The organism is Streptomyces sp. NPDC023527 (assembly GCF_055560115.1).
On the sequence record NZ_JBVHJJ010000016.1, the window covers coordinates 70,188 to 95,060 of the forward strand.

The window sequence follows — 24,873 nt, forward strand, 5'->3', positions numbered from 1 at the left end:
CGCCCATGGGCGAGCCTCCCAGTAGCCGACATCGCGCGATCCTTCCTCCTCTGCCCGACCATGGGACGGAGGTGAACCGATGACCGAAGTGCTGCTTCTGGTGGTGGCCCTGCTGCTGACGCTGGCCTGCGCCGTGTTCGTCGCGGCGGAGTTCTCGCTCACCACCGTCGAGCGCGCGGAGCTGGAGCGGGCCGCCGAGTACGGCGACCTCGGCGCGGAGAGCGCGCTCAAGGCCGTCCGCAGCCTCACCTTCCAGCTCTCCGGCGCCCAGCTCGGCATCACCGTGACCGGCCTGATCATCGGCATGATCTCCAAGCCGTCCATCGCGGCGCTGCTGACCGGCCCGGCGGAGGCGCTCGGCCTCTCCCCCTCGGTGGCCTCCTCGACCGCGCTGGTGCTGGGCACCGTCCTGTCCACGGTCGTGCTCATGGTGGTGGGCGAGCTGGTGCCCAAGAACTGGGCGATCTCGCGCCCGCTACCGGTGGCCAAGCGGGTCGCCGGGGCGCAGCGCACGTTCAGCGCCGCGTTCCGGCCGCTGATCCGGCACCTCAACAACACCGCGAACCGCACCCTGCACCGCATGGGCCTGGAGCCCGCCGAGGAGCTGGCCTCCGCGCGCGGGCCGCAGGAGCTCGCCGCGCTCGCCCGGCACTCCGCCAAGGAGGGCGCGCTGGAGGCGGACACCGCCGAGCTGTTCGTACGGACGCTGAACCTCTCCGAGCTGACGGCGGAGAACGTGATGACGCCCCGCGTCCAGGTCACCGCGCTCGACGCGCAGACCACGGCCGAGGACGTCGCCAACGCCACCCGGGCCACCGGACTGTCCCGCTTCCCCGTCTACCGGGGCAATCTCGACACCGTCATCGGCATCGCCCACATCAAGGACGTCGTGGCCATACCCGCCGAGGAGCGCCGCCACCACCCGGTCACCGCGCTGCTGCGCGAGCCGCTGCTCGTACCCGAGTCGCTGACCGTGGACCGGCTGCTGGACCGGCTGTCGGGCAAGCGCACGATGGCCGTCGTCATCGACGAGTACGGCGGCACGGCCGGCGTCGTCACCCTGGAGGACATCGTCGAGGAGGTCGTCGGCGAGGTCCGCGACGAGCACGACCCGCACGAGCTGCCGGACCTGGCCCCGGCCGGCACCGGCCCGGAGGGCCGCCCGCTGTACGACGCGGACGGCGCGGTCCGCACCGACCAGCTGGAGATCATCGGCCTGTGGGCGCCGGACGGCCCGTACGAGACGCTGGCCGGCCTGGTCGCCACCGAGCTCGGCCGGATCCCGGCCGAGGGCGACACCGTCGAGGTGGCGGGCTGGCGCGTCGACGTCACCGACGCGTCCGGCCGCCGCGCGGCACGGGTGCGGCTCACGGCGCCGCCGCCGGACCGCACGGCGAGCACGGACGGGGAGGCCGGCCGATGACCGCCCTCCAGATCCTCATCGGCCTGGCGACGCTGGTCGTCAACGCCTTCTTCGTGGGCGCCGAATTCGCCATGATCTCGGTGCGCCGGGGCCAGATCGAGCCGTACGCCGACCAGGGCGACCGGCGGGCCCGCAGCGTGCTGTGGGGTCTGCGGCACGTCTCGGCGCTGATGGCCGCCGCGCAGCTCGGCATCACGCTGTGCACGCTGGTGCTCGGCGCGGTCGCCGAGCCGGCCATCGCCCATCTGCTGGAGCCCGTCTTCGACACGGTCGGGATCCCGGACGGGCTGATCCACCCGGTGTCGTTCGTGATCGCGCTGGCCGTGGCGACGTATCTGCACATGCTCTTCGGCGAGATGGTGCCGAAGAACATCGCGCTGGCCGAGCCGGTGCGCACCGCCCTGCTGCTCGGCCCGCCGCTGGCGGCCCTGGCGCGGGCCCTGCGCCCGTTCGTCTTCGCCATCAACGCGCTGGCGAACGGGTTGCTGAAGCTGTTGCGGGTCGAGCCGAAGGACGAGGTCGCCTCGACCTACTCCGACGACCAGCTCGCCCGGATCGTCGCCGACTCCAGCGCGGCGGGCCTGCTCGACGAGCGGTCCACCGAGCGGCTGCGGGACGCCCTGGAGCTGGGCACCCGTCCCGTCCGGGACGTGGTGACGCCCGTGGAGCGGGTGGTCTCCGCGCCGCTCGGGATCACCCCCGAGGGCCTGGAGCGGCTCTCCGCGGCATCCGGCTTCTCCCGCTTCCCGGTCATCGACGACGCGGGCCGGATCCTCGGCTACCTGCATGTGAAGGACGCCCTGGACGCCGAGCCGCGGGACCTGCCCTTCCCGCTGCAGCGGATGCGGCGCATCGCGACCGTCCGGGCGGCGACCCCGCTGGACGACGTGATCACGGCGATGAGCGGCACCGGCACCCACCTCGCGGCGGTCATCGGCGAGGACGGCAAGCTCGCCGGGCTGGTCACGCTGGAGGACGTGCTGCGGGAGCTGGTGGGCCGGCCGGCGTAGAGGACCGGCGGAGAAAAGCGGCGGCTCCGCGGTGGCCGGTTTCGGTAGGATCGGGCCCTCATGGAAATGAATGCTACGTACACCAGTTACGTCGCGGTGGGCGACTCCTTCACCGAGGGCATGTCGGACGAGCTGCCCGACGGCTCCTACCGCGGCTGGGCCGATCTGCTCGCGGCGCGGCTGGCGACGCGCGCCGACGGCTTCCGTTACGCGAACCTCGCCGTGCGCGGCAAGCTGATCGGCCAGATCGCGGACGAGCAGGCGGCGCCCGCCGCCGCGCTGGGCGCCGACCTGGTCACGCTGGTCGGCGGGCTCAACGACGTCCTGCGGCCGAAGTGCGACGTGGACCTGGTGTGCGCGCGGCTGGCGGAGGCCGTGGAGCGGCTCGCGCCGAGCTGCCGGCAGCTGGTGCTGATGCGCAGCCCCGGCCGGCAGGGCCCGGTCCTGGAGCGGTTCCGGCCGCGCATGGAGCAGCTGTTCGGCTTCATCGACGAGCTGGCCGAGCGGCACGGCGCGCTGGTCGTGGACCTCTTCGGCGCCGAGGTGCTGGGCGACCCCCGGATGTGGGCCGAGGACCGGCTGCACCTGAACACCGAGGGCCACCGCCGGGTGGCCGAGGCCGTCTGGCAGGCGCTGGGGCATGAGCCGCGGGAGGACTGGCGGGCGCCGCTCCCCCCGTTCGTGCGACCCGGCTGGCGGGCCCGCCGCACCTCCGATGTCCGCTTCGCCCGCGAGCACCTCGGCCCCTGGATCGGCAGGCGCCTGACGGGCCGCTCCTCCGGCGACGGCCGGACGGGCGCGCACTTCGACGCCGGCCTGGGCAGGGCGGTGCCCACCCACATCTCCTGGCTGGGCATGCCGACGGAGGCCGAACGCCCGTGGACGGACGCCGGCCTGCCGGGCACGGGGCCGGTGTGCGCGAAGGGCCGGGAGGCAGCGGGGTGCGGCTGAGAGCCGCTCCGTAAGGACAACTCCCCCTCCCCTCGGGGCCCTTGCGACCCGGCCCGTGCGGTCGGTCAGAGCCCTCCGGCCACCCGCAGCACCGCGCCCGTGGTGTACGACGCCTCCGGCGACAGCAGCCAGGCGACCGCGGCCGCGACCTCGTCCGGCTCGCCGGGCCGGCCCATCGGCACCCGGCCGGTGTCGCGCCACGGCCGGTCGGGGTCGCCCATCGCGGCGTGGATGTCGGTGACGATCATGCCGGGCTGTACGGAGTTGACGCGGATGCCCTCCGCGGCGAGCTCCTTGGACAGGCCCATGGTCATGGCGTCCACGGCGGCCTTGCTCGCCGCGTAGTGCACGTACTCGCCGGGGCTGCCCAGGGTGGCGGCGCCCGAGGAGATGTTCACCATCGCACCCCCCGGCCCGCCGTGACGGGTCGACAGCTCCAGGGCCGCCCGGCGGGCGCAGATCAGCGCCCCCGTCACATTGACGTCCACGACCCGGCGCATCGCCTCGACCGGCGTCTCGGTGAAGCGGCCCAGCAGGCCGGTGATCCCGGCGTTGTTGACCAGGCCGGTGATCGGCCCCAGCCGCTCCTTGACCGCGTCGAAGAGGGCGTCGACCTCGCTCTCGACGCTGGTGTCGGCCCGGACGGCCACGCACCCCACGCCCTCGGCGCGCACGGTTTCCGCCGTCTCCTCAGCGGCGTCGCGCGCCTGTTCGTAGCCGATGCCGACGCTGTGGCCGGCGCGGGCCAGGCGCAGCGCGACCGCCGCCCCGATCCCCCTGCCGCCACCCGTGACCACGGTGACCTGCCCCATCGCCCTACCCCAAGTCGCACGATCCGATGAACGACGACCGTATCCGACGCCTCTGACAAAGATGGCATTGGTCTTGACCAAGTCTGTGCGCCGTCCTATGGTCGCAGGCATACTGCAACAACCTTTAATAAAGAAGCGCGCAAAAAGCCGTCGCGGAGGATCAGGGTGGGGACCACGCAGCTGGAAACGGTGCCGGAGCCGAAGTACTGGCACCTGAAGACCGTGCTCACCGACGCACTCGACTCCGAGTTCGCGGTGGGCGAGATCCTGCCGAACGAACGTGAACTGGCGGCCCGCTTCGGCGTCGCCCGGGCCACGCTCCGCCAGGCGCTCGAACAGCTCGAACTGGAAGGGCGGCTCCAGCGCCGCCGCGGCGTCGGCACCACCGTCGCCCCGCCCCGCGTGGGTGTGGCCGTCGGCGATGCCGAGCACTCCTGGCCGGGGGGCGTCACCGACACCTGGGAGCCCGTCGGCAGCGTGGAGGAGGCACCGCCCGCGGCCGTCGCCCGGCTGCTGGACACCGTCGCCGGCGAGGCCGTGCACACCGTGCGCCGCAGCCGCCGGACCCACGGCCAGCCCGTCGCCGCCGAGCTGTTGTACGTACCGACGAGCACCGTCCCCGGTCTCGCGGGCGTCGACGCGCTCTCCGGTCCCGCCCGCGCCCGGCTGGTCCTGCACGAACTGCGGCGCCTCGAACTGGACGGCCAGGACCAGGCCGTGGAGCTGGGTTCCGCCCGCGCCGACGACGCCAAGCAGCTCGACCGGCTCCCCGGCGCGCCCGTACTGCTGGTCACCACGCGCTATTTCGCGGCCGGCCGCACCGCCGCCGTCGCCGTGGCCACCTACCGCGCCGACACCTGCCGGCTCACCTTCGGCGACGCCGGGATGCAGCTGGTGGCCGGCTGACCCGGGCCGGCACTCCCTTCAGCGCCGCGCCGTCACCGTGCTCTCGACCGCGAACAACTGCTCCTCCACGTGGTCGAGAGCCAGGCGCAGCGCGCCCGTCGCCACGGCCGCCTCGCCCAGCAGGGACTGCACCACGCGCGGCGGCCGCAGGCAGTAGCGGGCCAGCTCCTCGCGCAGGGGTTCCAGGACCCCGTTCAGGCCGGCCGCCCAGCCGCCCACCACGACCAGCTCCGGGTCGAGCGCGAGCACCAGCGCCGCCACGTCGTGCACCAGCCGCCGCATGAACCGCTCCACGGCCGCCGCGGCCCGCTCGTCGCCCGCGCGGGCCAGCGCGAACACCCGTGCCACCTGGGCCTCGTCCAGCGGGTGCAGGGGCTCGCCGGTGGTGGACAGCACCTCTTCCGGGGTGGCCTCGCGGCCCAGCAGGTGCAGCGCGCCGATCTCCCCGGCCGCGCCTCCATAACCCCGGTGCAGCCGCCCGCCGATCAGCGATCCGGCACCCGGGCTCAGGCCGGCGAGGACGAACACGACATCGTCCGAGGCCGTGGCCGCGCCCTTCCAGTGCTCGGCCACCGCGGCCGCGTTCGCGTCGTTCTCCACGAGGACCGGACATCGGAAGGACCGCCGCAGCCGTTCGCCCAGCGGCAGTCCGGTCCACCCCGGCAGCGCAGTGCCCAGGCGTACGGTCCCGTCCGCCTCCACGATGCCGGGCGTGGCCACGCCCACGGCGCGCAGTTGGGCGCGCGGCACCCCCGAGCGCTGCAACAGGTCGGTGACCGCGTCCCGGACGCCCTCCAGCCGCTCGTCCGCCGACGCCGTCGCCGAGACCTCCAGGGACGCCGAGCCCATGACCCGCCCGCCCAGATCCGCCATCAGCACGGCGATCCGGTGCGGCCCGATCTCGACGCCCAGCAGATGGCCGGCCTCCACGCGGAAGCGGAAGCGCCGCGCCGGACGCCCCTGGCGGCGGGCCTCGCCCTCCTCGGCGGGCACCTCCACCACCAGACCGGAGTCGATCAGCCCCTCGACCACGCCCTCCACGGTCGGCCGGGACAGCCCGGTCACCTTGACCAGATCGGTGAGGGTGGGCGAGGCGGGGGTGGCCGCCGCGCGGAGCGCGTGCAGCACGACGGCCGAATTGATCCGCCGCAACAGAGACGGGTCCCCACCGGTGAGCCGCCCCAACGTGCCGCCTCCTCGCTTTGCGCGCTCTTTGCTGTCTGGCCGGATCGTATCGGGTGCCGGCCGGAGCGGCGAGCCTCGGAACCTCGGGCGGGTCACGCCGGGCACGCGGCCGGATACACGGCGAGGGCCCTCACGTGACGTGAGGGCCCTCGCCGTTGTCGGTGCGCCACCAGGGACTCGAACCCCGGACCTGCTGATTAAGAGTCAGCCGCTCTAGCCAACTGAGCTAGCGGCGCGGTGTACATACTACTGGGTGATCAGCGGTGCGCCCAACCGCGTTACGGGCGGGGGCTCATCCCGGGGTGACGAACCCCGATTCGTACGCCGCGATCACCGCCTGCGTCCGGTCCCGCGCCCCCAGCTTGGACAGCACCGCGCTGACGTGCGTCTTGACCGTCTCGGTGCCCAGCAGCAGGCTGCGGGCGATCTCCGGGTTGGACATCCCGCGCGTCATCAGCCGCAGGACGTCGGCCTCCCGCGCGGTCAGCGCCGCCCGCTCCATCGCCGCGCGGGCGCGCTCGTTGCCGCGCTCGGCCGCGAGCGCGCGCAGCGCGACGGGGAAGAGCAGCGACTCGCCGGCCGCCACCGTCCGTACCGCCCGCACGATTTCGGCGGGTGCGGCGCGCTTGAGCAGGAAGCCGTCCGCGCCCGCGCGCAACGCGTCGTAGACGTACTCGTCGTTCTCGAAGGTCGTCACGACCATGATCTTCGGCGGTGGGTGGACGGTCCGCAGCACCGTCCGCGTCGCCTCGATGCCGTCCATGAGCGGCATCCGCACGTCCATCGCGACCACGTCCGGCCGCAGCCCGCGCACCAGCGGCAGCACGGCTGCGCCGTCCGCGGCCTCGCCCACCACCTCGATGTCGGGCTGTGCTTCGAGGATGGCGCGCAGTCCGGCGCGTACGAGGGGCTCGTCGTCGACGAGCAGCACGGTTATCGCCACCGGATCATCCCCGCCCGTCCAGCGGGAGCAGCGCCCGCACCCGCCAGGCGCCCTCGTGCGCACCGGTGTCGGCCCGGCCGCCGAGCAGCGCCGCGCGCTCGCGGATGCCGCGCAGCCCGCTGCCGCCACCCGTCACGGCGGCCGCGCGGTCGGGCAGGGGATTGCGGATGTCGAGCTCCAGCGTGTCCGTGCGGGCCGCTATGCGTACGGTCACGGGTACGGGCCCGGCGTGCCGCAGCACGTTGGTGAGCGCCTCCTGCACGATGCGGTAGCCCTCGCGGGAGACCGGCCCGGGGATCGTGTCCAGGTCGCCGGTGAGCTCGGCCGTGACGTGCGCCCCCGAGCCGCGCGCCGCTTCCAGGAGGCGTCCGGTGTCGGTGAGGGAAGGCCGGTCGCCCGGTCGCGGCGCGTCCTCGCGCAGTACCTTCAGCACCCGCTCCAGGTCCTCAAGGGCGTGCCGCCCGGTGTCCTCGATGGCGGCCAGCGCCCGTTGGGTGAACTCCTCGGAGCCCGCGGCCCGCGCCGCGCCGGCCTGCACCACGGCCACGGTCAGGGCGTGGCCGATGGAGTCGTGCAACTCCCTGGCGAGCCGGTTGTGTTCGAGCAGCCGGTCCGTGCGCTCCTCCAGCGCGGCGATCCGCTCCGCCGCCGAGGGGCCGAGCAGCCACCGTGCGGCCGCCGCCGTCAGTGTGCCGGCCGCGACGGTCGCGGCCAGCAGGAGCAGGACGGGCAGCGGGGCGAGCAGGGCGTACCAGCCGTGATCACCGGGCGGCCACAGCAGCGGCTTGTCGCCCGGTTCGCCGGCGGAGCCGAGGAGGGAGACGGCCAGCGTCGGCAGATGCACGCTCAGGAACGCCAGCACCATGCCCACTTCGTACCGGAGCACCAGCCACAGCGCGGTCCGCCACCGGTCTCCCCAGGACGCGGAAGGCGACGCGGCGACCCCCGGATCCCCCTCGTCGCCCACCCTCGGGAACAGCAGCAGCCGGGCCTGCGTCCCCTCCGACAGCCGGACGCCGGGGATCATCGCCATCGCGGTCAGGAACGGCAGCGGCCACACCAGCAGCCATCCGCCGTGCCGGCCGTCCAGGTTTCCCACGCCGGGGAAGACGAACGCGAAGACCGCGCCGAGCACGGCGGCCATGACCAGGTGCAGCCAGCGGGTATAGGTGACCGCCCGGGTGAGCGGCCGCAGCAGAGCGAGCATGCTCACATCATTTCAACAGTCCCCGGGGGCGGCCTCCCCCACGTGGGGGAGAGATCACCCACGCGGGAGGGAAGCCGCCGCCGTGCCCACCGCGACAGCCTTGGGCCATGACCTCGATCACCATCGACCGACTCACCAAGCGCTACGGTTCCGTGCGCGCCGTGGACGGCCTCAGCCTCACCGTCGAGCCGGGCCGCGTGACCGGATTCCTCGGGCCCAACGGCGCGGGCAAGTCCACCACTATGCGCGTCGTCCTCGGCCTCGACCGGCCCACGTCCGGCACCGCCACCGTCGGCGGGCGCCCGTACGCGACGCTCGCCGAGCCCCTGCGGCACGTCGGCGCGCTCCTCGACGCGACGGCCGCGCATCCCGCCCGTACCGCACGCGACCACCTGCTCGCCCTCGCCCACAGCAACCTCCTCCCCGCCCGCCGGGTCGGTGAGGTCCTGGAGGAGGCGGGGCTGGCGAAGGTCGCCCGGCGGCGGATACGGACCTTCTCCCTCGGCATGCGCCAGCGGCTCGGCATCGCCGCCGCGCTGCTCGGCGACCCGCCCGTCCTCATGCTCGACGAGCCGACGAACGGGCTCGACCCGGAAGGCATCATCTGGATCCGGGAGTTGATGAGGCGGCTGGCGGGAGAGGGCCGGACCGTGCTGGTCTCCAGCCATCTGATGGGCGAGACGGCACAGGCCGCCGACCATGTGCTGGTCCTCGGGCGGGGCCGGCTGCTCGCCGACAGCTCCATGGACGCCTTCGTCAAGGACCGCACCCGCCCCCGCGTACGGCTGCGCACCACGGAGGGGCAGCGGCTGGGCGAGGCGCTCGCCGGGACCCGGTTCACCGCCGAGCCCGACGGCGACGGCGGCTGGACCGTCGACGGGGCCGAGGCCGCCCACATCGGTGCCCTCGCCGCCCGCGAGGGCATTCCGCTCCTCGAACTCACCGACGAGCGGGGCTCCTTGGAGCGGGCCTATCTCGATCTGACCGCCGAAGCCGCCGAATACACCGCCTCCACCACCGAGAGGGTCTGACCCGATGTCGTTCACCGCCGTCCTCCGCTCCGAGTGGGTCAAGTTCCGCTCGGTCCGCGCCCTGGTCGTCGCGCTCGCGAGCGCCTTCGTGACGACCGCGGGCATCTCCGTCCTGGTCTGCGCGCTCCAGGGCGACAGCGCCGACCGGGACTTCGAGCCCCTCTTCGCCTCGTTCTTCGGCATCTCCTTCGGCCAGATCGCCGCGGTCTGCTTCGGCGCGCTGATGGTGGCGGGGGAATACGCCCGCGGCTCCATCGGCGTCTCGCTCACCGCCGTCCCCCGGCGCGGACTGCTGTACGCCGCCAAGCTGACCGTCACCACCGGGCTCGCGCTCGCCGCCGGGCTGCTCGCCGGGGTGTGCGGGTTCCTCGTGGGACAGGGGATGCTCGGTGAGCACGGTCTGGGTCTCGGCGCGCCCGGGGCGCTGCGGGCGGTGGCCGGGTGCGGCCTCCATCTCGCGCTGCTGACCGTGCTGTCCGCGGGTGTGGCGGCCGTGCTGCGCAGCACGGTCGGCACGATAGGGCTGCTCGTCCCTCTCGTCTGCTTCCTCTCGCCGGTGCTCGGCGGGGACACGGATTCGGCGGTGGGCAGGGTTTCGCAGTTCCTGCCGGACCGGGCCGGGCAGCAGATCCTGCACGCGGCGCCGGAGGGCCTGCTCGGCGCGTGGGCGGGGCTCGGGGTGGCGGCCTTGTGGGCGGGGGTCGCGGCGGCGGCGGGCTGGTGGTCGCTGCGCCACCGGGACGCCTGAGCGGGGGGGCCGGCCCGGGGGGATCAGAGGGGTTCGTCGGCGGCGGCGCGCAGCCGCTCGTACTCCTCGGTCATCCGCGGGAGCGGCCACGAGGCGTTGAGGCCGCTGGGGTTGGGCAGCACCCAGACCCGGGTGGAGCCGATCGTCCGCTCCTGCGGTCCGATCACCGCGCGCTTGTCGTCGAAGGCGATCCGGTACGCGGTGACGCCGACGACCGCCAGCCACCGGGGCCGCAGCCGTGCCACCTTCTCGGTGAGCAGCAGCCCGCCCGCGCGGAACTCCTCCTTGCTCACCTCGTCGGCCCGTGCGGAGGGCCGGTCCACGACGTTGGTGATGCCCAGCCCGTACGCGAGCAGTTCCTCCTGCTCGGCCGGGGCGAGCTGCCTGGGCGTGAAGCCGGACCGGTGCAGCACGGGCCAGAAGCGGTTGCCGGGCCGGGCGAAGTGGTGCCCGGTGGCGGCGGACATCAGCCCCGGGTTGATCCCGCAGAACAGGACCCGCAGATCCTCCGCGACCACGTCACCTACCACTGTGCGGCCCACCTTGATCGACGGAGCAGAGGACATCCCGATGATAGGCGGTGCCCCCGAGCGCCCTCACACGGTCCGTGCGGCAGGTCCTCGGACGGACAGGCCGGAAAACGCGGACCGCCCGCCGCCGTGTCCGGGGAGGACACGGCGGCGGGCGGTCCGTGAGACGCGGGGGAAAGCGTCAGAGGATGGCGCCGGGGGCGTAGGCGGCCGCCTCCGGGTGCTGCTTGGCGATCTCCTCGATGCGGGAGACGACCAGGGCGACCTGGTCGGCGGCGGCACCGGTGAAGGAGAGCTTGTCGGCCATCAGGGCGTCCAGGGCCGCGCGGTCCAGCGGGATCCGCTCGTCGGCCGCCAGCTTGTCGAGCAGCTCGTTGCGCTCGGCACCCTGCTCGCGCATGGCCAGCGCGGAGGCCACCGCGTTCTCCTTGATCGCCTCGTGGGCGACCTCCCGGCCGACCCCGGCCCGTACGGCGCCCATCAGCACCTTGGTGGTGGCGAGGAAGGGGAGGTAGCGGTCCAGCTCGCGGGCGACGACGGCGGGGAAGGCGCCGAACTCGTCGAGGACGGTGAGGAAGGTCTCCAGCAGGCCGTCGAGCGCGAAGAACGCGTCCGGCAGCGCGACGCGGCGCACCACGGAGCAGGAGACGTCGCCCTCGTTCCACTGGTCGCCCGCGAGCTCGCCCGTCATCGAGGCGTAGCCGCGCAGGATGACCATGAGGCCGTTGACGCGCTCGCAGGAGCGGGTGTTCATCTTGTGCGGCATCGCGGACGAGCCGACCTGGCCCGGCTTGAAGCCCTCGGTCACCAGCTCGTGCCCGGCCATCAGGCGGATGGTCTTGGCGAGCGAGGAGGGGGCGGCGGCCAGCTGCACCAGCGCGGTCACCACGTCGTAGTCCAGCGAGCGCGGGTAGACCTGGCCGACGGAGGTGAAGGCCTGCGCGAAGCCGAGGTGGCCGGCGATGCGGCGCTCCAGCTCGTCCAGCTTCGCGGCGTCCCCGCCCAGCAGGTCGAGCATGTCCTGTGCGGTGCCGACCGGACCCTTGATGCCGCGCAGCGGATAGCGGCCGAGCAGCTCCTCCAGCCGCCCGTAGGCGACCAGCAGCTCGTCGGCCGTGGTGGCGAAGCGCTTGCCGAGGGTGGTGGCCTGGGCGGCGACGTTGTGCGAGCGGCCTGCCATGACCAGCTCGGCGTGCTCGCCGGCGAGCTTGCCGAGGCGGGTCAGGACGGCGACGGCGCGGTCGCGTACGAGCTCCAGCGAGAGCCGGATCTGGAGCTGCTCGACGTTCTCCGTGAGGTCACGGGAGGTCATGCCCTTGTGGACCTGCTCATGGCCGGCGAGGTCGTTGAACTCCTCGATCCGGGCCTTCACGTCATGGCGGGTGACCTTCTCGCGCTCGGCGATCGAGGCGAGGTCGACCTGGTCCAGGACCCGCTCGTAGTCGGCGAGGGCGGCGTCCGGCACCTCGATCCCCAGGTCCTTCTGGGCACGGAGCACCGCGAGCCACAGCTTCCGCTCCAGCTTGACCTTGTACTCGGGGGACCACAGGACGGCCAGCTCGGTGGAGGCATAGCGGCCGGCGAGGACGTTGGGGATGCGGGGCTTCAAAGACGCAGCAGTCACGTGTCGAGAGTCTATAGGCGGTTCGCGCAGGTCCGCGCCTCGCCTCTCTTCGTGCGTAGCTACGAAAGGGCCGTCGGCCCCCGGTGTCGCCTCACAGCGCTCGGGCCACGCGGTAGAGGGCACCGGGCGCACCCTCCTTGGGCCTGCGCCGGTAGGTGCGCAGCACGACGGTGTCGCCGGCTCCGACGGCCCTGGCCATGGTCGCGGGGACGTAGGCGGTGACGGAGTGGACGAGCGACCGGTGACGGATCACACCGTTCCGCTTCAGGGTGTACAGGACGTCGGAGGTCACGGCGGTCGTCCGCCCGGCCTGGCGGGCGGGGGACGCGGAGGTGCTGATCACGGCCGCCAGATAGGCGCGGACGGTGCGCCGGACGGCGCGGTCGCGCCGGTGGGCGAGGCGCCCGACGACCTTCCTGCTCCTCGCCAGACGACGGACGGCGGCCCCGCGGGCCCTCGCCTTCCGGGTGGGCCTGCTGCGCTTGCCGACCTTCCGCTGGCGTGCCGTCATCACTCACTCCCGGTGCTCGGTGTGCTCAGTCCTGCGCGAACGGTGACCGCCCATGTCACTGTGCGGTCCCGGTCACCGCCGCGCAAGCTCGCGGCCACCCGGTCGGCGGACCCGGCGGACGGACCGCGCCGAGACCCCGCCGGCCCCTCGTCGAACCCCTCCTCGACCCCTTATCGAACAAGGTCTACCCAGCGGTAATCGTTGCTGACATCCTGTCTCAATACCTCAGGAGTCACCGCCGGATGACGAGGAGCCGTCCCATGGCCGACACGGTCGCCTTCCCCATCGACACCCCCGCCGGGCAGCGCACGGTCGAGGTGTCCTACGAACGGCACGGCGGCGGCGAGCCCCTGGTGCTGCTGCACGGGATCGGCCACCACCTCCAGGCGTGGGACCCGGTCACCGGCATCCTGGCCGCCGAGCGCGATGTGATCGCCGTCGACCTGCCGGGCTTCGGCCGCTCCCCCGCGCTGCCCGAAGGGGTCGAGTACGGCCTGGCGGGCGTGGTCCCCGTGCTCGGCGCGCTGTTCGAGGCGCTCGGTGTGGAGCGGCCGCACATCGCGGGCAACTCCCTGGGCGGTCTGCTCGCCCTGCAGTTGGGGCACGACAAGCTCGTACGGTCCGTCACGGCCCTCTCCCCCGCCGGCTTCTGGAACGAAGCCGAGCGCCGGTACGCCTTCGGGATGCTGCTCGGGATGCGGCGCGGCGCCGTGACGCTGCCGCCGGCGACCGTGGCGCGGCTGGCCCGTACGGCGGTGGGGCGCGCGGCCCTGGTCAGCCCCATCTACGCACGGCCCGGACGGCGTTCGCCGGATGCGGTGATCGCCGAGACGGAGGCGCTGCGCGCGGCGACCGGCTTCGGCGCCACGCTCGCAGCGGGCCGTACGGTGCGGTTCGTCCACGACGTCCCGGACGTGCCCGTCACCATCGCCTGGGGCAGCAACGACCGGCTGCTCGTCCGCCGCCAGGGCGTCCGCGCCAAGAAGGTGATCCCCGGCGCGCGCCTGGTCCGGCTGCCCGGCTGCGGGCACGTCCCCATGAACGACGACCCGGCGCTCGTCGCCCGCGTCATCCTCGACACCTCGCGCCGACCGGTGAGGGCCGCCCGCCCAGGCGCGTCGGACAGTGACGCTGTCAGTGGCGGGTGGGAAGGTGGGGAGCACCCAGCGAGGTGAGCGGGAGGTGCGGTGCCATGGCCGAGCAGGTGGATGTCGTCGTCATCGGCATGGGCCCGGGCGGTGAGCACGTGGCCGGCCGCCTCGCCGAGGCGGGGCTGAGCGTGGTGGGCGTGGAGGCGGAGCTGGTCGGCGGCGAGTGCCCGTACTGGGGGTGCGTGCCGAGCAAGATGATGATCCGCGCCGCGAATCTGCTGGCGGAGGCGCGGCGCGTCCCCGGCATGGCCGGCTCCGCGGGGGTGGTGCCGGACTGGGCCCCGGTGGCCGCCCGGATCCGCGACGAGGCCACGGACGACTGGAACGACCAGGTCGCCGCCGACCGCTTCACCGGCAAGGGCGGCCGTCTGGTGCGCGGGCGCGGCAGGCTGGACGGGCCCGGGCAGGTCCGGGTGACCGGCACGGGCGGTGCGCGGGACCCGGTCTTCACCGCGCGGCTCGGCGTCGTGATCGCGACGGGCACCAAGCCCTCGGCGCCACCGGTGCCCGGCCTGGCGGACGTGCCGTACTGGACCAACCGCGAGGCGGTCTCCGCCAAGGAGGCGCCGAGTTCGCTGCTCGTGCTCGGCGGCGGCGCGATCGGCCTGGAGCTCGCCCAGGCCTACGCCCGTTTCGGCACCCGCGTGGAGATCGTGGAGGCCATGGACGGGCTGCTGCCCGCCGAGGAGCCCGAGGCCGGCGAGCTGCTGGAGAAGGTCCTGCGCCACGAGGGCCTGACCGTGCGGACGGGGTCACGCGCGACCGGGGTCCGCCGGCAGGGGGACGTCTTCACCCTCTCCCTGGAGGACGGCACGGACCTGACGGCCGATCGGCTGCTGGTGTCCACGGGCCGCCGGGTGGACCTCTCGGACCTCGGCCTGGAGACCGTGGGCCTGGACCCCGGGGCACGCTCGCTGAAAGTGGACGGCCGGCTGCTCGCGGCACCCGCGCTGTGGGGCGTGGGGGATGTGACGGGGCACGGCGCGTTCACGCACGTCGCGATGTACCAGGCAGAGATCGTCGTGCGGGCGGTCCTCGGCGAGCCGGGCCCGGACGCCGACTACCGCGCGCTGCCCCGGGTGACGTTCACCGATCCGGAGGTCGGCGCGGTGGGCCTGACGGAGAAGCAGGCCCGGGAGAAGGGGCTGCGGGTGGGCACGGGCCTGGCGCCGGTGCCGTCCTCGGCGCGCGGCTGGATCCACAAGGCGGGCAACGAGGGCCTGGTCAAGCTGGTCGAGGACCTCGACCGGGGCGTGCTCGTCGGCGCGACCGCGGCGGGCCCGGCGGGCGGCGAGGTGATGTACGGGCTGGCGGTGGCCGTCCAGGCGGGGGTGCCCGTCGAGGCGCTGCGGCACATGATCTACGCCTATCCGACGTTCCACCGGGCCGTGGAGGACGCGCTCGCCGACCTGCGGTCGGGCGAGGTCTCCGGGTAGGACGCGCAATCGGGGCGGTTGCCTACAAGCCGCGCGCTTTACCCATCGGTCACAAGCTGTTCGTGATCACGCAACACCGCTCGGTCATGGTGGGGCCATGACGGACGAGACCTCCACCAAGACCCCGCACCGGCCGCACCACCACTGGCGTCGGGACCTGGTCGAACTGGCCGCCCTGTTCACGGCGGTGGCCGCCGCCGACTCCGTGGCCAACACCGTGGCGCACGGCCCCGACGGACGGATCGTCCTCGCCGCCTCGGCCGCCGCCCTGCTGGCCACGACCGGCTTCCACACCTGGTGGGCACGGCGCCACCGCGCCGAGGAGGGGACCGGGGCGGCACCCGCGGCGTCCGGCCCCGAGGGCGCCGGCGACACGGCGCTGTGGCGGATGCGGACGACCGTGCGCGACGAACCCGGCAGCCTGGCCGCGCTGTGCCTCGCACTGGCCCGGCACCGCGTCGACATCCTCGCCCTGCAGACGCATCCGCTGGCCGACGGGGCCGTCGACGAACTGCTGCTGCGCGCCCCGGAGAAGCTGACCGCCACCGAGCTCACTGACGCCGCCGCCCACGGCGGCGGCAGCGACACCTGGCTGGAGCGCGCCGACGCCCACGACCTGGTGGACGCCCCGACCCGGGCCCTCCATCTCGCCACCCGCACCGCGCTCGACGCCGCCGAGCTCCCGCTGGCGCTGCGGCAGCTCTTCGGCCGCTGCACGATCCGCTCCGTCCCCGCCCGCTCGCCCCGCGGGGGCGCGCCGGCCGAGCCCGTGCCGGCGGAAGGGGTGTGGGAGGACACGGTGATGCGGCTGCGCGACCCCTCGGGCGGGTCGATCACCATCGAGCGCCCGTATCTGCCGTTCACCCCCACGGAGTTCGCGCGCGCCCGCGCGCTGGTCGAGCTGGACGCCCGGCTCGGCCCGCGGGTGCCACCGCGCAGTGATGTGCTGACGCTGCCCGAGGGCAATGAGATCACCGTCCGCCGCGCCGACGGCGGTGACCTCGCCGCGGCGCGGGAGATGCACGAGCGCTGCTCCGCCTCGACGCTCGCCCTGCGCTACCACGGCCCGGTCGGTGACGCCGACCGCTATCTGCGCCACCTGCTCAGCCCGCGCTTCGGCCGGACCCTGGCCGCGTACACCGCCTCCGGCCGGCTGGTGACGCTCGGCCACCTGCTGTGGGACGGCGAGGAGACCGAGATCGCGCTGCTCGTCGAGGACGCCTGGCAGCGGCGCGGGGTCGGCGGGGAGCTGCTGTCCCGGCTGCTGGCGCTGGCCGTGGAGGCCGGCTGCGCGAGCGTCTACGCCGTCACACAGGCGTCCAACACCGGGATGGTGGCGGCGATGCGCGCCCTGGACCTGCCGCTGGACTACCAGATCGAGGAGGGCACGCTGGTCATCACCGCCCGGCTCGCACCGGCGCCCGTGCCGGTGCGGCCCTGACGCCCGTCTCCCGGCCGACCCGGAAATCCCCTGACGCGGCCGCGTCCCGCGTACGAGGATGACCACATGCCGAACAACATCAGCGCCCCGCTGCCGCGCCAGGTCGCCGACGCCTACGTCGACGCCTTCATCGAACTCGACCCCCTCACCGGCACGTACCTCGGAGTGGCGGAGTCCGCACGACGATTGCCGGACTTCTCCCCCGCGGGCTGGGACGCCCAGGCCGAGCTGGCCCGGACGACCCTCGGCCGGCTCGCCGAGGCGGAGCGGCGGCCCGGCGCGGACAACGACATCGAGCGGCGCTGCGCCCGGCTGCTGAGGGAGCGGCTGACCGCCCAACTGGCCGTACACGAGGCGGGCGAGCACTTGCGCGCGGTCAGCAACATCCACTCGCCGCTGCACGCGGTGCGCGAGGTGTTCACCATGATGCCGGTCGACAGCGCCGAGGACTGGTCGGCGGTCGCCGAGCGGCTGCGGGCCGTGCCCGCGTCGCTGGAGAGCTACCGGGCCGCGCTGGCCGAGGGCCTCGACCGCGAGATGCCGGGCGGTCCCCGCCAGGTCACCACGGTGCTCGGGCAGTTGGACGAGTGGATCGGCACGGACGGCGGCTGGTTCGCGGAGTTCACCGCCGAGGGGCCCGAAGAGCTGCGGGCCGAGCTGGACGCCGGCGCCGCCGCCGCGACCGGCGGCCTGGCCGCGCTGCGCGACTGGCTGCGCGAGGTCTACGCCCCGGCCGTCGAAGGGTCCCCCGACGTGGTCGGGCGCGAGCGGTACGCCCGCTGGTCCCGCTACTGGAACGGCGCGGACCTGGATCTGGACGAGGCCTACGCGTACGGCTGGTCGGAGTTCCACCGCCTCCTCGGCGAGATGCGCGAGGAGGCCGAGAAGGTCCTGCCGGGCGCGAAGACGCCGTGGGAGGCGCTGGCCCATCTCGATGTCCACGGCACGCACATCGAGGGCGTCGAGGAGGTGCGGCGCTGGCTCCAGGAGCTGATGGACACCACGATCGAGGCGCTGGACGGCGTCCACTTCGACCTCGCCGAGCGCGTCAGGCGGGTGGAGTCCCGCATCGCCCCGCCGGGCGGCGCCGCGGCCCCGTACTACACCGAGCCGTCCGAGGACTTCTCCCGCCCGGGCCGCACCTGGCTGCCGACGATGGGCGAGACCCGATTCCCGGTGTACGACCTGGTGTCGACCTGGTATCACGAGGGCGTGCCCGGCCATCACCTCCAGCTCGCGCAGTGGACGCACGTGGCGGACCGGCTCTCCCGCTACCAGACGACCCTCGGCGGGGTCAGCGCCAACTGCGAGGGGTGGGCGCTGTACGCCGAGCGGCTGATGGACGAGCTGGGGTATCTGACCGACGCCGAGCGGCGGCTGGGCTATCTGGACGCGCAGATGATGCGCGCGGCACGGGTGATCGTGGACATCGGCATGCACCTGGAGCTGGAGATCCCCGGCCACTCCCCCTTCCATCCCGGTGAGCGCTGGACGCCGGAGCTGGGCCGGGAGTTCTTCGGCCTGCACAGCGGCCGCCCGGCGGATTACGTCGAGAGCGAGCTGGTGCGCTACCTCGGCATGCCGGGCCAGGCGATCGGCTACAAGCTCGGCGAGCGGGCCTGGCTGGCCGGGCGCGAGGCGGCCCGCGCGGCGCACGGCGACGCGTTCGACGCGAAGGCGTGGCACATGGCGGCGCTGTCGCAGGGGTCGCTGGGCCTGGACGACCTGGTGGCGGAGCTGTCGGCGCTCTGAGGCTCCGCCGTGCGGCGGGCGGGCGTTCCGCGCGGGAGACGCCCGCCGCTCGGGGCGGTCAGATGCGCCAGGCGCGGATGCGGTCGGCGCATTCGTAGACGTCGACCCGGTACTCCTTGATGTCCCGGGCCAGGTCCACTATGGAGCCGTAGGGCGGGTCGATGCCCTCGCCCGCGGCGGCCATGTAGGCCACGACGACCATGCACGCGTAGAGGCTGCTGCGCACCGGGAGCGGCTGGAGCCGGACGAGGGTGTGCATCAGGGCCGCGGCGCGCCAGGCGGCGTCGGGCTCGTGGTCGAACTTCGCGACGTCGAAGGCGTGCCGGGAGACCGCCGCGGCGAGCGCGGTGTAGTCGTGGACGGCAGGCTCTTCGTACAGCTTCTGCTCCTGTACACCCAGGAGCCAGGGCAGGTCGATGAGCAGCGACATCAGGCGGCCGCACCGCCTTCGGACCCCGGCGCCTCCTCGGGGAAGGCGGCGTCGAATTCCTCTATGTGTTCGTTCCAGAACTTCGCGGCGCGCTCCACGAAGCGGCGCCGCTGCTGTTCGCGCACGGACAGGTCGTGCACATACGCCTTGATGCTCTTGCCGTCGGCGGCGGCGGCCTCGCGGATGGCCGCGAGCTCCTCTTCGGTGAATTCGATGTTGAGTGCCGGCATGGGGCCACGGTACCGGGACAGTACCGTGGCCGGACAGAGGCTTCGCCCGGGTGTGTGGGCGCCCTCAGCATCCGCAGTCGTCCGCGCCGATCGGCGCGGTCAGCGGGTCCGCCGGGGACTGCCGGGTGCCCTCCCAGGTCTCCACGGCGTAGCCCTCGCGGATCCAGTACTCGATGCCGCCCAGCATCTCCTTGACCTGGTAGCCGAGTCGGGCGAGGGCGAGGGCGGCGCGGGTGGCTCCGTCGCAGCCGGGACCCCAGCAGTAGACGACGACGGGGACGGCGGGGTCGAGGAACGCGGCGGCCTGGGCGGGGATCTGCGCGGTCGGCAGGTGGATGGCGCCGGGGACGTGGCCCTGGTCCCATGCCGCGGTGGAGCGGGAGTCGAGGACGACGAAGTCGGTGGCGCCGGCGGCGAGCGCGGTGTGGACGTCGGCGACGTCGGTGTGGAAGGCGAGGCGGGCGGCGAAGTAGGCCGCGGCGGCGTCGGGGGCGGCGGGCGGGGCGGCGAGAACGGCGCTGACGGGGTTCTTCGCGGGGGAAGCGGTGGTGGTCATGGCAGAAAATCTACGGGCCGCGCGCCGCTGTGCGAATGGTCATTCCCCGGGAAAACCCTTGTTCAACCGGTGTTTCCACTGCTAGACATCGGCTATGACCGGCTATTCCCCTGACGCCACCGACTGGCGCATCCTCGACGCCCTCCAGGCCAACGGCCGCGCGGGCTTCGCCGAGTTGGCGCGCACCGTGAACATGTCCCCCAGCGCCGTCACCGAACGGGTCCGCCGGCTGGAGGAGGCGGGTGTCATCGGCGGATACACCGCCGTCGTGGACCCCGAGAAGCTGGGGCTGCCGGTGCTCGCGTTCGTACGGCTGCGCTACCCGAACGGCAATTACAAGCCCTTCCACGACCTGCTGGCCACGACGCCGGAGGTCCTGGAGGCGCACCACGTCACGGGCGACGACTGCTTCGTGATCAAGGTGGCGGCGCGTTCGATGCGGCATCTGGAGGAGGTCGCCGGCCGGATCGGCGCGCTCGGTTCGGTGACCACGAGCATCGTCTATTCCTCACCGCTGGCGCGACGGGCGCTCAGCCGCTGAGGACGGCGCCCGCCGTGCGGTGCCGTACCGCCGAGCCGGCGCGGTCCTTGACGACCTGGAGCTGCGCGGGGATGCGCTGCCGCAGGTCGGCGACGTGGCTGACGATGCCGACGGTGCGGTCCCGCTCCCGCAGCGAGTCCAGCACGTCCAGCACCTCGTCCAGGGTCTGCTCGTCGAGGCTGCCGAAGCCCTCGTCGATGAAGAGGGTGTCCAGGCGTACCCCGCCGGCCTCCTCCGTGACGACGTCGGCGAGGCCCAGGGCGAGGGCGAGGGAGGCGAAGAAGGTCTCCCCGCCGGAGAGCGTCGCGGTGTCGCGCTCGCTGCCGGTCCAGGCGTCGATGACATGCAGACCGAGGCCGGAACGACGGCTTCCGGTGCGGGCGTCGGAGTGGACGAGGGTGTAGCGGCCGGCGGACATCCGGCGCAGGCGTACGGTCGCGGCGGCCGCGACCTGTTCGAGCCGGGCGGCGAGGACGTAGGACTCCAGGCGCATCTTCCGCTCGTTGAGCGCGGAGGTGCCGGCGGCGAGCGCGGCCAGGCCCGCCACGCGGTGGTGCTCCCGGCGCAGCGGGGCGAGGCGGCGGGCGTCGGCCAGGGCCTGGGCGGAGAGCCGGTCCAGTTCCTCGCAGCGGGTGCGGGCGGCGGACTCCTCGGCGGAGGCCCGCCGCAGCGCGAGGGTCGCGGCCTCCTCGGCGGCTTCGGCGGCCGCCGGGTCGGCCGGGGGGCGCGCGGCGGCGGCCGCGGCCGCACCGTCGGCGAGCTCGGCGGCGACCGCGGCCTCCTCGCTCCGCCACTGATCGAGGCGGTGCTGGAGCTCGCGCTGGGCGGCGTCGGGCAGGGCGGCGGCCGCGGCGAGCCGCGGGGTGTCGAAGCCCGCGCGGTAGGCGGCGTCGGCGAGCCGCGCGTCGGCTTCCTTCAGGAGCGTCGCCGCGCCCTCGGCCGCCCGTACGGCGTCGATCGCGTCGGCGAGGCACATCAGCCGGCGCTCCAGCAGGGCCGAGCGCTCCTCGACGGTCTCCGCGCCGTCCCGCGCCCGCCTCAACTCCTCTTCCAGCTCGGCCAGTTCGCCGTCCAGGCGGTCCCTCTGGGCCGCGTGGGCGGAGATCCGCAGCTGTGCCGCCTGCCGCTCCTCGCGGCGCAGCTCGTATTCGCGCTTCGCCGCTTCGAGGGCCTGGCGCGCGGCGTGGACGTCGGCACCGGCGTCCCGCGCCGCGTCATAGGTCCGCTCGATGTCCTGGGCGAGCCCGGCCAGTTCGGCGACGGTGGCGGTACCCGCGCCGGCCGTGGCCACGGCGAGGGACGCGCTCAGCCCACCGAGTCGCCGGTCGGCCTCCGCGCGTACGGTGTCGGCCTGTTCGAAGCGGCGCAGCGCGCGTTCCTCGTCCGCGCGGTCCACGTGGTCGGCGGTGGTCCGGGCCGGGGCGGGGTGTTCGGTGGCGCCGCACACCTTGCACGCCTCGCCGTCGCTCAGTCCGGCCGCCAGCTCGGCGGCGAAGCCGAGCAGGCGGCGCTCCTTGAGCTCCAGCCAGTGCTCGCGGGCGGCGCCCGCGACGTCACGCGCGTCACGCAGCCGCTGCTCGGCGGCCTCGACCTCGGCGGCCAGGCGGTCGCGCTCGCGGGCCGTGTCGAGGCGCTGCCGGGCGGGGGCCAGTTCGCCTTCGAGCAGGGCCGCCCGGGTGACCGCCGCCAGCGCGGTCTCCACGCGCTGCTCGTGGGCGGCGCGCCGGGTGTCCCAGTCGGCGAGCCATTCCGTCGCGTCGGCGAGGGCCTCCTCGGCCCGGCGGGCGTCCCGGTCCAGGCGGCCGCGCTCGGCGACGATGTCGGCGGCCCGCTGTTCGGCCCGGCGGGCGGCGGAGAGCGAGCCGAGTTCCTCGTGCAGCCGCCGCTCCAGCGCCGTCAGTGCCTCGACGCCGTCGTCCCGGTGCTCGTCGGGCAGCTCGGCGCGTGCCGTCGCCTCGGTGGCGGCCGCGGCGCGGTGTGCGCGCTCGGCCCGGTCGCGCGCCTCCAGGAGGGGCACCACGGCGGCCGCGGCGCGGGCCCGCTCCAGGCGCTCACGGATCCGCCCGAGCTCCTCCCGCCGCTCGTCGAGACTGTCGGCGCGGAGCCGGGCCTCGGCGTGCCGGCGCTGGAGGCGGGCGAGCTCACGGACGGCGTCGGCCCGGTCCCGGGCGGCGCCGTGGGCGTCCTCGGCGGTCCGTACGGCCAGGGTGGCGATCCCGCGCCGCTCGCGCGCGTTCGTACGGGCCAGGGCCGCCCACTCCAGCACGGCGTCGGCCAGGCCGTCGTCACCGGGGGCAAGTGTCTGTCCTGCGGGTGCGGTCGTACGGGAGGAGGCGCGCCGCCCGGTCGCGGCGGCGCGGGGTGCCGGGACGGCGTGGGGTCCGCCGGCCGCGTCGGTGGTGCCCGGCGACGGGTCCGCGGCCGACGGCGACGCCGTGCCGACCTCGGGCAGTGCGGGGTCGGCGGCGGCCTGCCGCATCCGGTGGGCGAGGGCGAGCAGCCGCTCGTCGCCGGTGCGCACCTGCTCCTCGGCGGCGCGGCGCAGCTCGGCGAGGCGGTCCTCGACGGCGGCGAAGCGGCCGGTGTCGAAGAGCTTGCCGAGCAGTTTGCCGCGAGCGGTGTCCTCGGCGCGCAGGAAGCGGGCGAAGTCGCCCTGCGGCAGGAGGACGACCTGGCAGAACTGCTCCCGGCTCATCCCGAGCAGTTGGCCGATCTCCTCGCCGATCTCCTGGTGGGAGCGGCTGAGGCCTCGCCACTGTCCGTCGTCGGCGCGTTCGCGCAGCGCGCTGTACGCCTTCTCGCGGGTGAAGCCGGTGCCGCGCTTCTTGGGGCGCAGCTGCTCGGGCCGCCGGGTGATCTCCAGGCGGCGGCCGCCGACGGTGAGGTCGAGCGTCACCTCGGTGAGGGTCTCGGGTGCGGCATGGTCGCTGCGCAGGGCGAGGCCGCTGCCCTGGCGGGCGCCGGGCACGCCGCCGTAGAGGGCGTAGCAGACGGCGTCGAGCACGGAGGTCTTGCCGGCGCCGGTGGGGCCGTGCAGCAGGAAGAGGCCGGCGGCGGAGAGCTCGTCGAAGTCGACGGTCTGGGTGGCGCCGAACGGCCCGAAGGCGGTGATCGCGAGCCGGTGCAGCCTCATCGGGCCCCCTCGCCCGCGATCTCGGTCAGGCGCACGGCGTCGAGCGCCGCGGTCAGCACCTCGCGCTCGGCGTCGTCGGGGCCGCGGCCGCCGCGTACGTGCGCGACGAAGTCCTCGGCGATCTGCTGGTCACTACGGCCGCGGAGCCGCTGGGCGTAGGAGGCGAGTGGGTCGTCGGGAGCCCGGTCGGGTTCGAGGACGAGGCTCACCACGTGCGGGAAGCGGGTGGCGAGGCGGGCCATGGGCTCGTCGGGGCGCTGCGGGTCGGTGAGGGTGGCCTCGACCCAGGCTTCTTCGTGGCGGTCGAGCGAGGGGTCCTGGAGGAGGTCCTCCAGGTGGCCGCGGACGCGGGCGAGGGGCCGGGGCACGGGGCAGTCGAGCCGCTCACCGGTGACGGTGCCCGCGTCGTCGAGGTCGATCAGCCACATGGTCTTGCGGTGGTCGGTCTCGGAGAAGGAGTACGCGAGCGGGGAGCCGGAGTAGCGGACGCGCTCGGTGATGGCCTGGCAGCCGTGGAGGTGGCCGAGGGCGGTGTAGTCGACGCCGTCGAAGACCTCGGCGGGGACGGACGCGACGCCGCCGACGGTGATGTCGCGCTCGCTGTCGCTGGGGGTGCCGCCGGTGACGAAGGCGTGCGCGAGGACGACGGACCGGGTGCCGGCGGGGCGTGCGGCGAGGTCGTCGCGCACCCGCTCCATGGCGGCCTCCAGCACGGCGGTGTGGCCACCGCGCCGGGCGCCGAGCTCTTCCCGTACGAGGGCGGGCTCCAGATAGGGCAGCCCGTAGAAGGCGACGTCGCCGTGCGCGTCGGCGAGCACGACGGGGATGCCGCAGCCGGCCGGGTCGGTGCGCAGGTGTATGCCGGCCCGCTCGATGAGGCCGGCGCCGACGCCGAGGCGGCGGGGCGAGTCGTGGTTCCCGGAGATCATGACGGTGGGCACACCGAGGTCGGCGAGCCGGTGCAGCGCCTCGTCGAACAGCTCGACGGCGGTGAGCGGGGGCACGGCCCGGTCGTAGATGTCCCCGGCGACGAGCACGACGTCGACCCGGTGCTCGGCCACGGTGGCCACGAGGTGATCGATGAAGTCACGCTGGGCGCGGAGCAGGCTCATCCGGTGGAAGGACCGGCCCAGGTGCCAGTCGGAGGTGTGCAGCAGTCTCACGCCGGGTCTCCGACCTGCATGATTTCCCGTTCCTCCACGCCTCTGATTCAACCCCGACCAGCACGGTACTCGATGTCGGCACCGCGGATGCCCGGACCGCGGATGTCGGCGGCGGAGGGCACCCCGCCCGGGGCTCGGCGAGCCGGAGATCGACACCGG

Annotated in this window: 23 protein-coding genes and 1 tRNA gene; 11 read left to right on the top strand and 13 right to left on the bottom strand. The window is 74.2% G+C overall.

Annotation, left to right across the window (positions count from 1 at the left end; genetic code table 11):
* The first annotated feature begins 79 nt into the window (after nucleotides 1-79).
* From ACZ303_RS28000 to ACZ303_RS28010, 3 genes are read left to right on the top strand one after another with little or no spacing between them, the layout of a single operon-like run.
* On the top strand, nucleotides 80-1,423 hold the full coding sequence (locus ACZ303_RS28000) for a hemolysin family protein (RefSeq protein ID WP_467343243.1): 1,344 nt from the start codon (nucleotides 80-82) through the stop codon (nucleotides 1,421-1,423).
* Complete coding sequence (locus ACZ303_RS28005) at nucleotides 1,420-2,433, top strand: hemolysin family protein (RefSeq protein ID WP_467343244.1); 1,014 nt, start codon at nucleotides 1,420-1,422, stop codon at nucleotides 2,431-2,433. The genes ACZ303_RS28000 and ACZ303_RS28005 overlap by 4 nt, the downstream gene beginning before the upstream one ends.
* A 60-nt stretch (nucleotides 2,434-2,493) precedes the next feature.
* Entirely contained in the window at nucleotides 2,494-3,384 is an 891-nt protein-coding gene (locus tag ACZ303_RS28010) for an SGNH/GDSL hydrolase family protein (RefSeq protein WP_467343245.1), read from the top strand.
* A 65-nt stretch (nucleotides 3,385-3,449) separates the two neighbouring features.
* Here ACZ303_RS28010 and ACZ303_RS28015 read toward each other — a convergent pair whose 3' ends face one another.
* A complete protein-coding gene (locus ACZ303_RS28015; protein WP_467343246.1) occupies nucleotides 3,450-4,196 on the bottom strand; it encodes an SDR family oxidoreductase in 747 nt (248 codons plus the stop codon).
* A 165-nt stretch (nucleotides 4,197-4,361) separates the two neighbouring features.
* Between ACZ303_RS28015 and ACZ303_RS28020 the strand changes: the two genes are divergently transcribed.
* Nucleotides 4,362-5,102: a GntR family transcriptional regulator gene (locus tag ACZ303_RS28020; RefSeq protein WP_467343247.1), complete on the top strand. Its 741-nt coding sequence runs from the start codon at nucleotides 4,362-4,364 to the stop codon at nucleotides 5,100-5,102.
* 18 nt (nucleotides 5,103-5,120) lie between these two features.
* Here ACZ303_RS28020 and ACZ303_RS28025 read toward each other — a convergent pair whose 3' ends face one another.
* The 4 genes from ACZ303_RS28025 to ACZ303_RS28040 all read right to left on the bottom strand — a co-directional run bounded on the left by ACZ303_RS28025 (nucleotide 5,121) and on the right by ACZ303_RS28040 (nucleotide 8,437).
* Nucleotides 5,121-6,287, bottom strand: coding sequence for an ROK family protein (locus ACZ303_RS28025; protein WP_467343248.1), 1,167 nt, complete (start codon nucleotides 6,285-6,287; stop codon nucleotides 5,121-5,123).
* Between the two features lie 162 nt (nucleotides 6,288-6,449).
* A tRNA-Lys gene (locus tag ACZ303_RS28030) sits at nucleotides 6,450-6,523 on the bottom strand.
* Between the two features lie 56 nt (nucleotides 6,524-6,579).
* Entirely contained in the window at nucleotides 6,580-7,230 is a 651-nt protein-coding gene (locus ACZ303_RS28035; protein WP_467343249.1) for a response regulator transcription factor, read from the bottom strand.
* A gap of 4 nt (nucleotides 7,231-7,234) precedes the next feature.
* Complete coding sequence (locus ACZ303_RS28040; protein WP_467343250.1) at nucleotides 7,235-8,437, bottom strand: sensor histidine kinase; 1,203 nt, start codon at nucleotides 8,435-8,437, stop codon at nucleotides 7,235-7,237.
* A 107-nt stretch (nucleotides 8,438-8,544) separates the two neighbouring features.
* Between ACZ303_RS28040 and ACZ303_RS28045 the strand changes: the two genes are divergently transcribed.
* Nucleotides 8,545-9,468 (top strand): ABC transporter ATP-binding protein, encoded by a 924-nt coding sequence (locus ACZ303_RS28045; protein ID WP_467343251.1) that lies wholly within the window; start codon nucleotides 8,545-8,547, stop codon nucleotides 9,466-9,468.
* Nucleotides 9,469-9,472: 4 nt separating this feature from the next.
* Nucleotides 9,473-10,216, top strand: coding sequence for an ABC transporter permease (locus tag ACZ303_RS28050; RefSeq protein ID WP_467343252.1), 744 nt, complete (start codon nucleotides 9,473-9,475; stop codon nucleotides 10,214-10,216).
* Between the two features lie 23 nt (nucleotides 10,217-10,239).
* Here the strand turns inward: ACZ303_RS28050 and mug are convergent, their stop codons facing one another.
* The 3 genes from mug to ACZ303_RS28065 form a co-directional block, all read right to left on the bottom strand.
* Entirely contained in the window at nucleotides 10,240-10,782 is a 543-nt protein-coding gene (mug, locus tag ACZ303_RS28055) for a G/U mismatch-specific DNA glycosylase (RefSeq protein ID WP_467343253.1), read from the bottom strand.
* Between the two features lie 145 nt (nucleotides 10,783-10,927).
* Entirely contained in the window at nucleotides 10,928-12,370 is a 1,443-nt protein-coding gene (gene purB, locus ACZ303_RS28060; RefSeq protein ID WP_467343254.1) for an adenylosuccinate lyase, read from the bottom strand.
* A 91-nt stretch (nucleotides 12,371-12,461) separates the two neighbouring features.
* Complete coding sequence (locus tag ACZ303_RS28065) at nucleotides 12,462-12,881, bottom strand: hypothetical protein (RefSeq protein ID WP_467343255.1); 420 nt, start codon at nucleotides 12,879-12,881, stop codon at nucleotides 12,462-12,464.
* 260 nt (nucleotides 12,882-13,141) lie between these two features.
* On the opposite strand from ACZ303_RS28065, the gene ACZ303_RS28070 reads away from it, so the two are divergent.
* The 4 genes from ACZ303_RS28070 (at nucleotide 13,142) to ACZ303_RS28085 (ending at nucleotide 18,661) form a co-directional block, all read left to right on the top strand.
* On the top strand, nucleotides 13,142-14,056 hold the full coding sequence (locus ACZ303_RS28070) for an alpha/beta fold hydrolase (protein ID WP_467343256.1): 915 nt from the start codon (nucleotides 13,142-13,144) through the stop codon (nucleotides 14,054-14,056).
* A 17-nt stretch (nucleotides 14,057-14,073) separates the two neighbouring features.
* The gene (locus ACZ303_RS28075; protein ID WP_467343257.1) at nucleotides 14,074-15,468 is read left to right on the top strand and encodes a dihydrolipoyl dehydrogenase family protein; all 1,395 of its coding nucleotides are present in this window, start codon (nucleotides 14,074-14,076) and stop codon (nucleotides 15,466-15,468) included.
* 97 nt (nucleotides 15,469-15,565) lie between these two features.
* Complete coding sequence (locus ACZ303_RS28080) at nucleotides 15,566-16,909, top strand: GNAT family N-acetyltransferase (RefSeq protein ID WP_467343258.1); 1,344 nt, start codon at nucleotides 15,566-15,568, stop codon at nucleotides 16,907-16,909.
* Between the two features lie 66 nt (nucleotides 16,910-16,975).
* A complete protein-coding gene (locus ACZ303_RS28085) occupies nucleotides 16,976-18,661 on the top strand; it encodes a DUF885 domain-containing protein (RefSeq protein WP_467343259.1) in 1,686 nt (561 codons plus the stop codon).
* A 58-nt stretch (nucleotides 18,662-18,719) separates the two neighbouring features.
* Here ACZ303_RS28085 and ACZ303_RS28090 read toward each other — a convergent pair whose 3' ends face one another.
* The 3 genes from ACZ303_RS28090 to ACZ303_RS28100 form a co-directional block, all read right to left on the bottom strand.
* Nucleotides 18,720-19,091 (bottom strand): toxin Doc, encoded by a 372-nt coding sequence (locus ACZ303_RS28090; RefSeq protein ID WP_087929196.1) that lies wholly within the window; start codon nucleotides 19,089-19,091, stop codon nucleotides 18,720-18,722.
* Complete coding sequence (locus tag ACZ303_RS28095; protein WP_467343260.1) at nucleotides 19,091-19,321, bottom strand: hypothetical protein; 231 nt, start codon at nucleotides 19,319-19,321, stop codon at nucleotides 19,091-19,093. Before ACZ303_RS28095 ends, ACZ303_RS28090 begins: the two co-directional genes overlap by 1 nt.
* A gap of 64 nt (nucleotides 19,322-19,385) precedes the next feature.
* Complete coding sequence (locus tag ACZ303_RS28100) at nucleotides 19,386-19,877, bottom strand: rhodanese-like domain-containing protein (RefSeq protein ID WP_467343261.1); 492 nt, start codon at nucleotides 19,875-19,877, stop codon at nucleotides 19,386-19,388.
* A gap of 94 nt (nucleotides 19,878-19,971) precedes the next feature.
* Here ACZ303_RS28100 and ACZ303_RS28105 point away from each other — a divergent pair, with 94 nt between their 5' ends.
* Nucleotides 19,972-20,418: an Lrp/AsnC family transcriptional regulator gene (locus ACZ303_RS28105; protein WP_467343262.1), complete on the top strand. Its 447-nt coding sequence runs from the start codon at nucleotides 19,972-19,974 to the stop codon at nucleotides 20,416-20,418.
* Here ACZ303_RS28105 and ACZ303_RS28110 read toward each other — a convergent pair.
* Nucleotides 20,408-23,551 carry an AAA family ATPase gene (locus tag ACZ303_RS28110; protein WP_467343263.1) on the bottom strand — a complete coding sequence of 1,048 codons (3,144 nt, stop codon included), beginning with the start codon at nucleotides 23,549-23,551 and terminating at the stop codon, nucleotides 20,408-20,410. The two genes, ACZ303_RS28105 and ACZ303_RS28110, sit on opposite strands and share 11 nt — an antisense overlap.
* Nucleotides 23,548-24,714, bottom strand: a complete 1,167-nt coding sequence (locus tag ACZ303_RS28115; protein ID WP_467343264.1) for an exonuclease SbcCD subunit D — start codon at nucleotides 24,712-24,714, stop codon at nucleotides 23,548-23,550. Before ACZ303_RS28115 ends, ACZ303_RS28110 begins: the two co-directional genes overlap by 4 nt.
* Between the last annotated feature and the right edge of the window lie 159 nt (nucleotides 24,715-24,873).

Bases quoted from the DNA above. Each gene is read 5' to 3' on its own strand.
- ACZ303_RS28045 (WP_467343251.1), top strand. From the start codon at position 8,545: ATGACCTCGATCACCATCGACCGACTCACCAAGCGCTACGGTTCCGTG.
- ACZ303_RS28080 (WP_467343258.1), top strand. From the start codon at position 15,566: ATGACGGACGAGACCTCCACCAAGACCCCGCACCGGCCGCACCACCAC.
- ACZ303_RS28005 (WP_467343244.1), top strand. From the start codon at position 1,420: ATGACCGCCCTCCAGATCCTCATCGGCCTGGCGACGCTGGTCGTCAAC.
- ACZ303_RS28050 (WP_467343252.1), top strand. From the start codon at position 9,473: ATGTCGTTCACCGCCGTCCTCCGCTCCGAGTGGGTCAAGTTCCGCTCG.
- ACZ303_RS28015 (WP_467343246.1), bottom strand. From the start codon at position 4,196: ATGGGGCAGGTCACCGTGGTCACGGGTGGCGGCAGGGGGATCGGGGCG.
- ACZ303_RS28010 (WP_467343245.1), top strand. From the start codon at position 2,494: ATGGAAATGAATGCTACGTACACCAGTTACGTCGCGGTGGGCGACTCC.
- ACZ303_RS28090 (WP_087929196.1), bottom strand. From the start codon at position 19,091: ATGTCGCTGCTCATCGACCTGCCCTGGCTCCTGGGTGTACAGGAGCAG.
- ACZ303_RS28065 (WP_467343255.1), bottom strand. From the start codon at position 12,881: ATGACGGCACGCCAGCGGAAGGTCGGCAAGCGCAGCAGGCCCACCCGG.
- ACZ303_RS28070 (WP_467343256.1), top strand. From the start codon at position 13,142: ATGGCCGACACGGTCGCCTTCCCCATCGACACCCCCGCCGGGCAGCGC.
- ACZ303_RS28085 (WP_467343259.1), top strand. From the start codon at position 16,976: ATGCCGAACAACATCAGCGCCCCGCTGCCGCGCCAGGTCGCCGACGCC.
- mug (WP_467343253.1), bottom strand. From the start codon at position 10,782: ATGTCCTCTGCTCCGTCGATCAAGGTGGGCCGCACAGTGGTAGGTGAC.
- ACZ303_RS28000 (WP_467343243.1), top strand. From the start codon at position 80: ATGACCGAAGTGCTGCTTCTGGTGGTGGCCCTGCTGCTGACGCTGGCC.
- ACZ303_RS28040 (WP_467343250.1), bottom strand. From the start codon at position 8,437: ATGCTCGCTCTGCTGCGGCCGCTCACCCGGGCGGTCACCTATACCCGC.
- ACZ303_RS28075 (WP_467343257.1), top strand. From the start codon at position 14,074: ATGGCCGAGCAGGTGGATGTCGTCGTCATCGGCATGGGCCCGGGCGGT.
- ACZ303_RS28095 (WP_467343260.1), bottom strand. From the start codon at position 19,321: ATGCCGGCACTCAACATCGAATTCACCGAAGAGGAGCTCGCGGCCATC.
- ACZ303_RS28100 (WP_467343261.1), bottom strand. From the start codon at position 19,877: ATGACCACCACCGCTTCCCCCGCGAAGAACCCCGTCAGCGCCGTTCTC.
- ACZ303_RS28105 (WP_467343262.1), top strand. From the start codon at position 19,972: ATGACCGGCTATTCCCCTGACGCCACCGACTGGCGCATCCTCGACGCC.
- ACZ303_RS28110 (WP_467343263.1), bottom strand. From the start codon at position 23,551: ATGAGGCTGCACCGGCTCGCGATCACCGCCTTCGGGCCGTTCGGCGCC.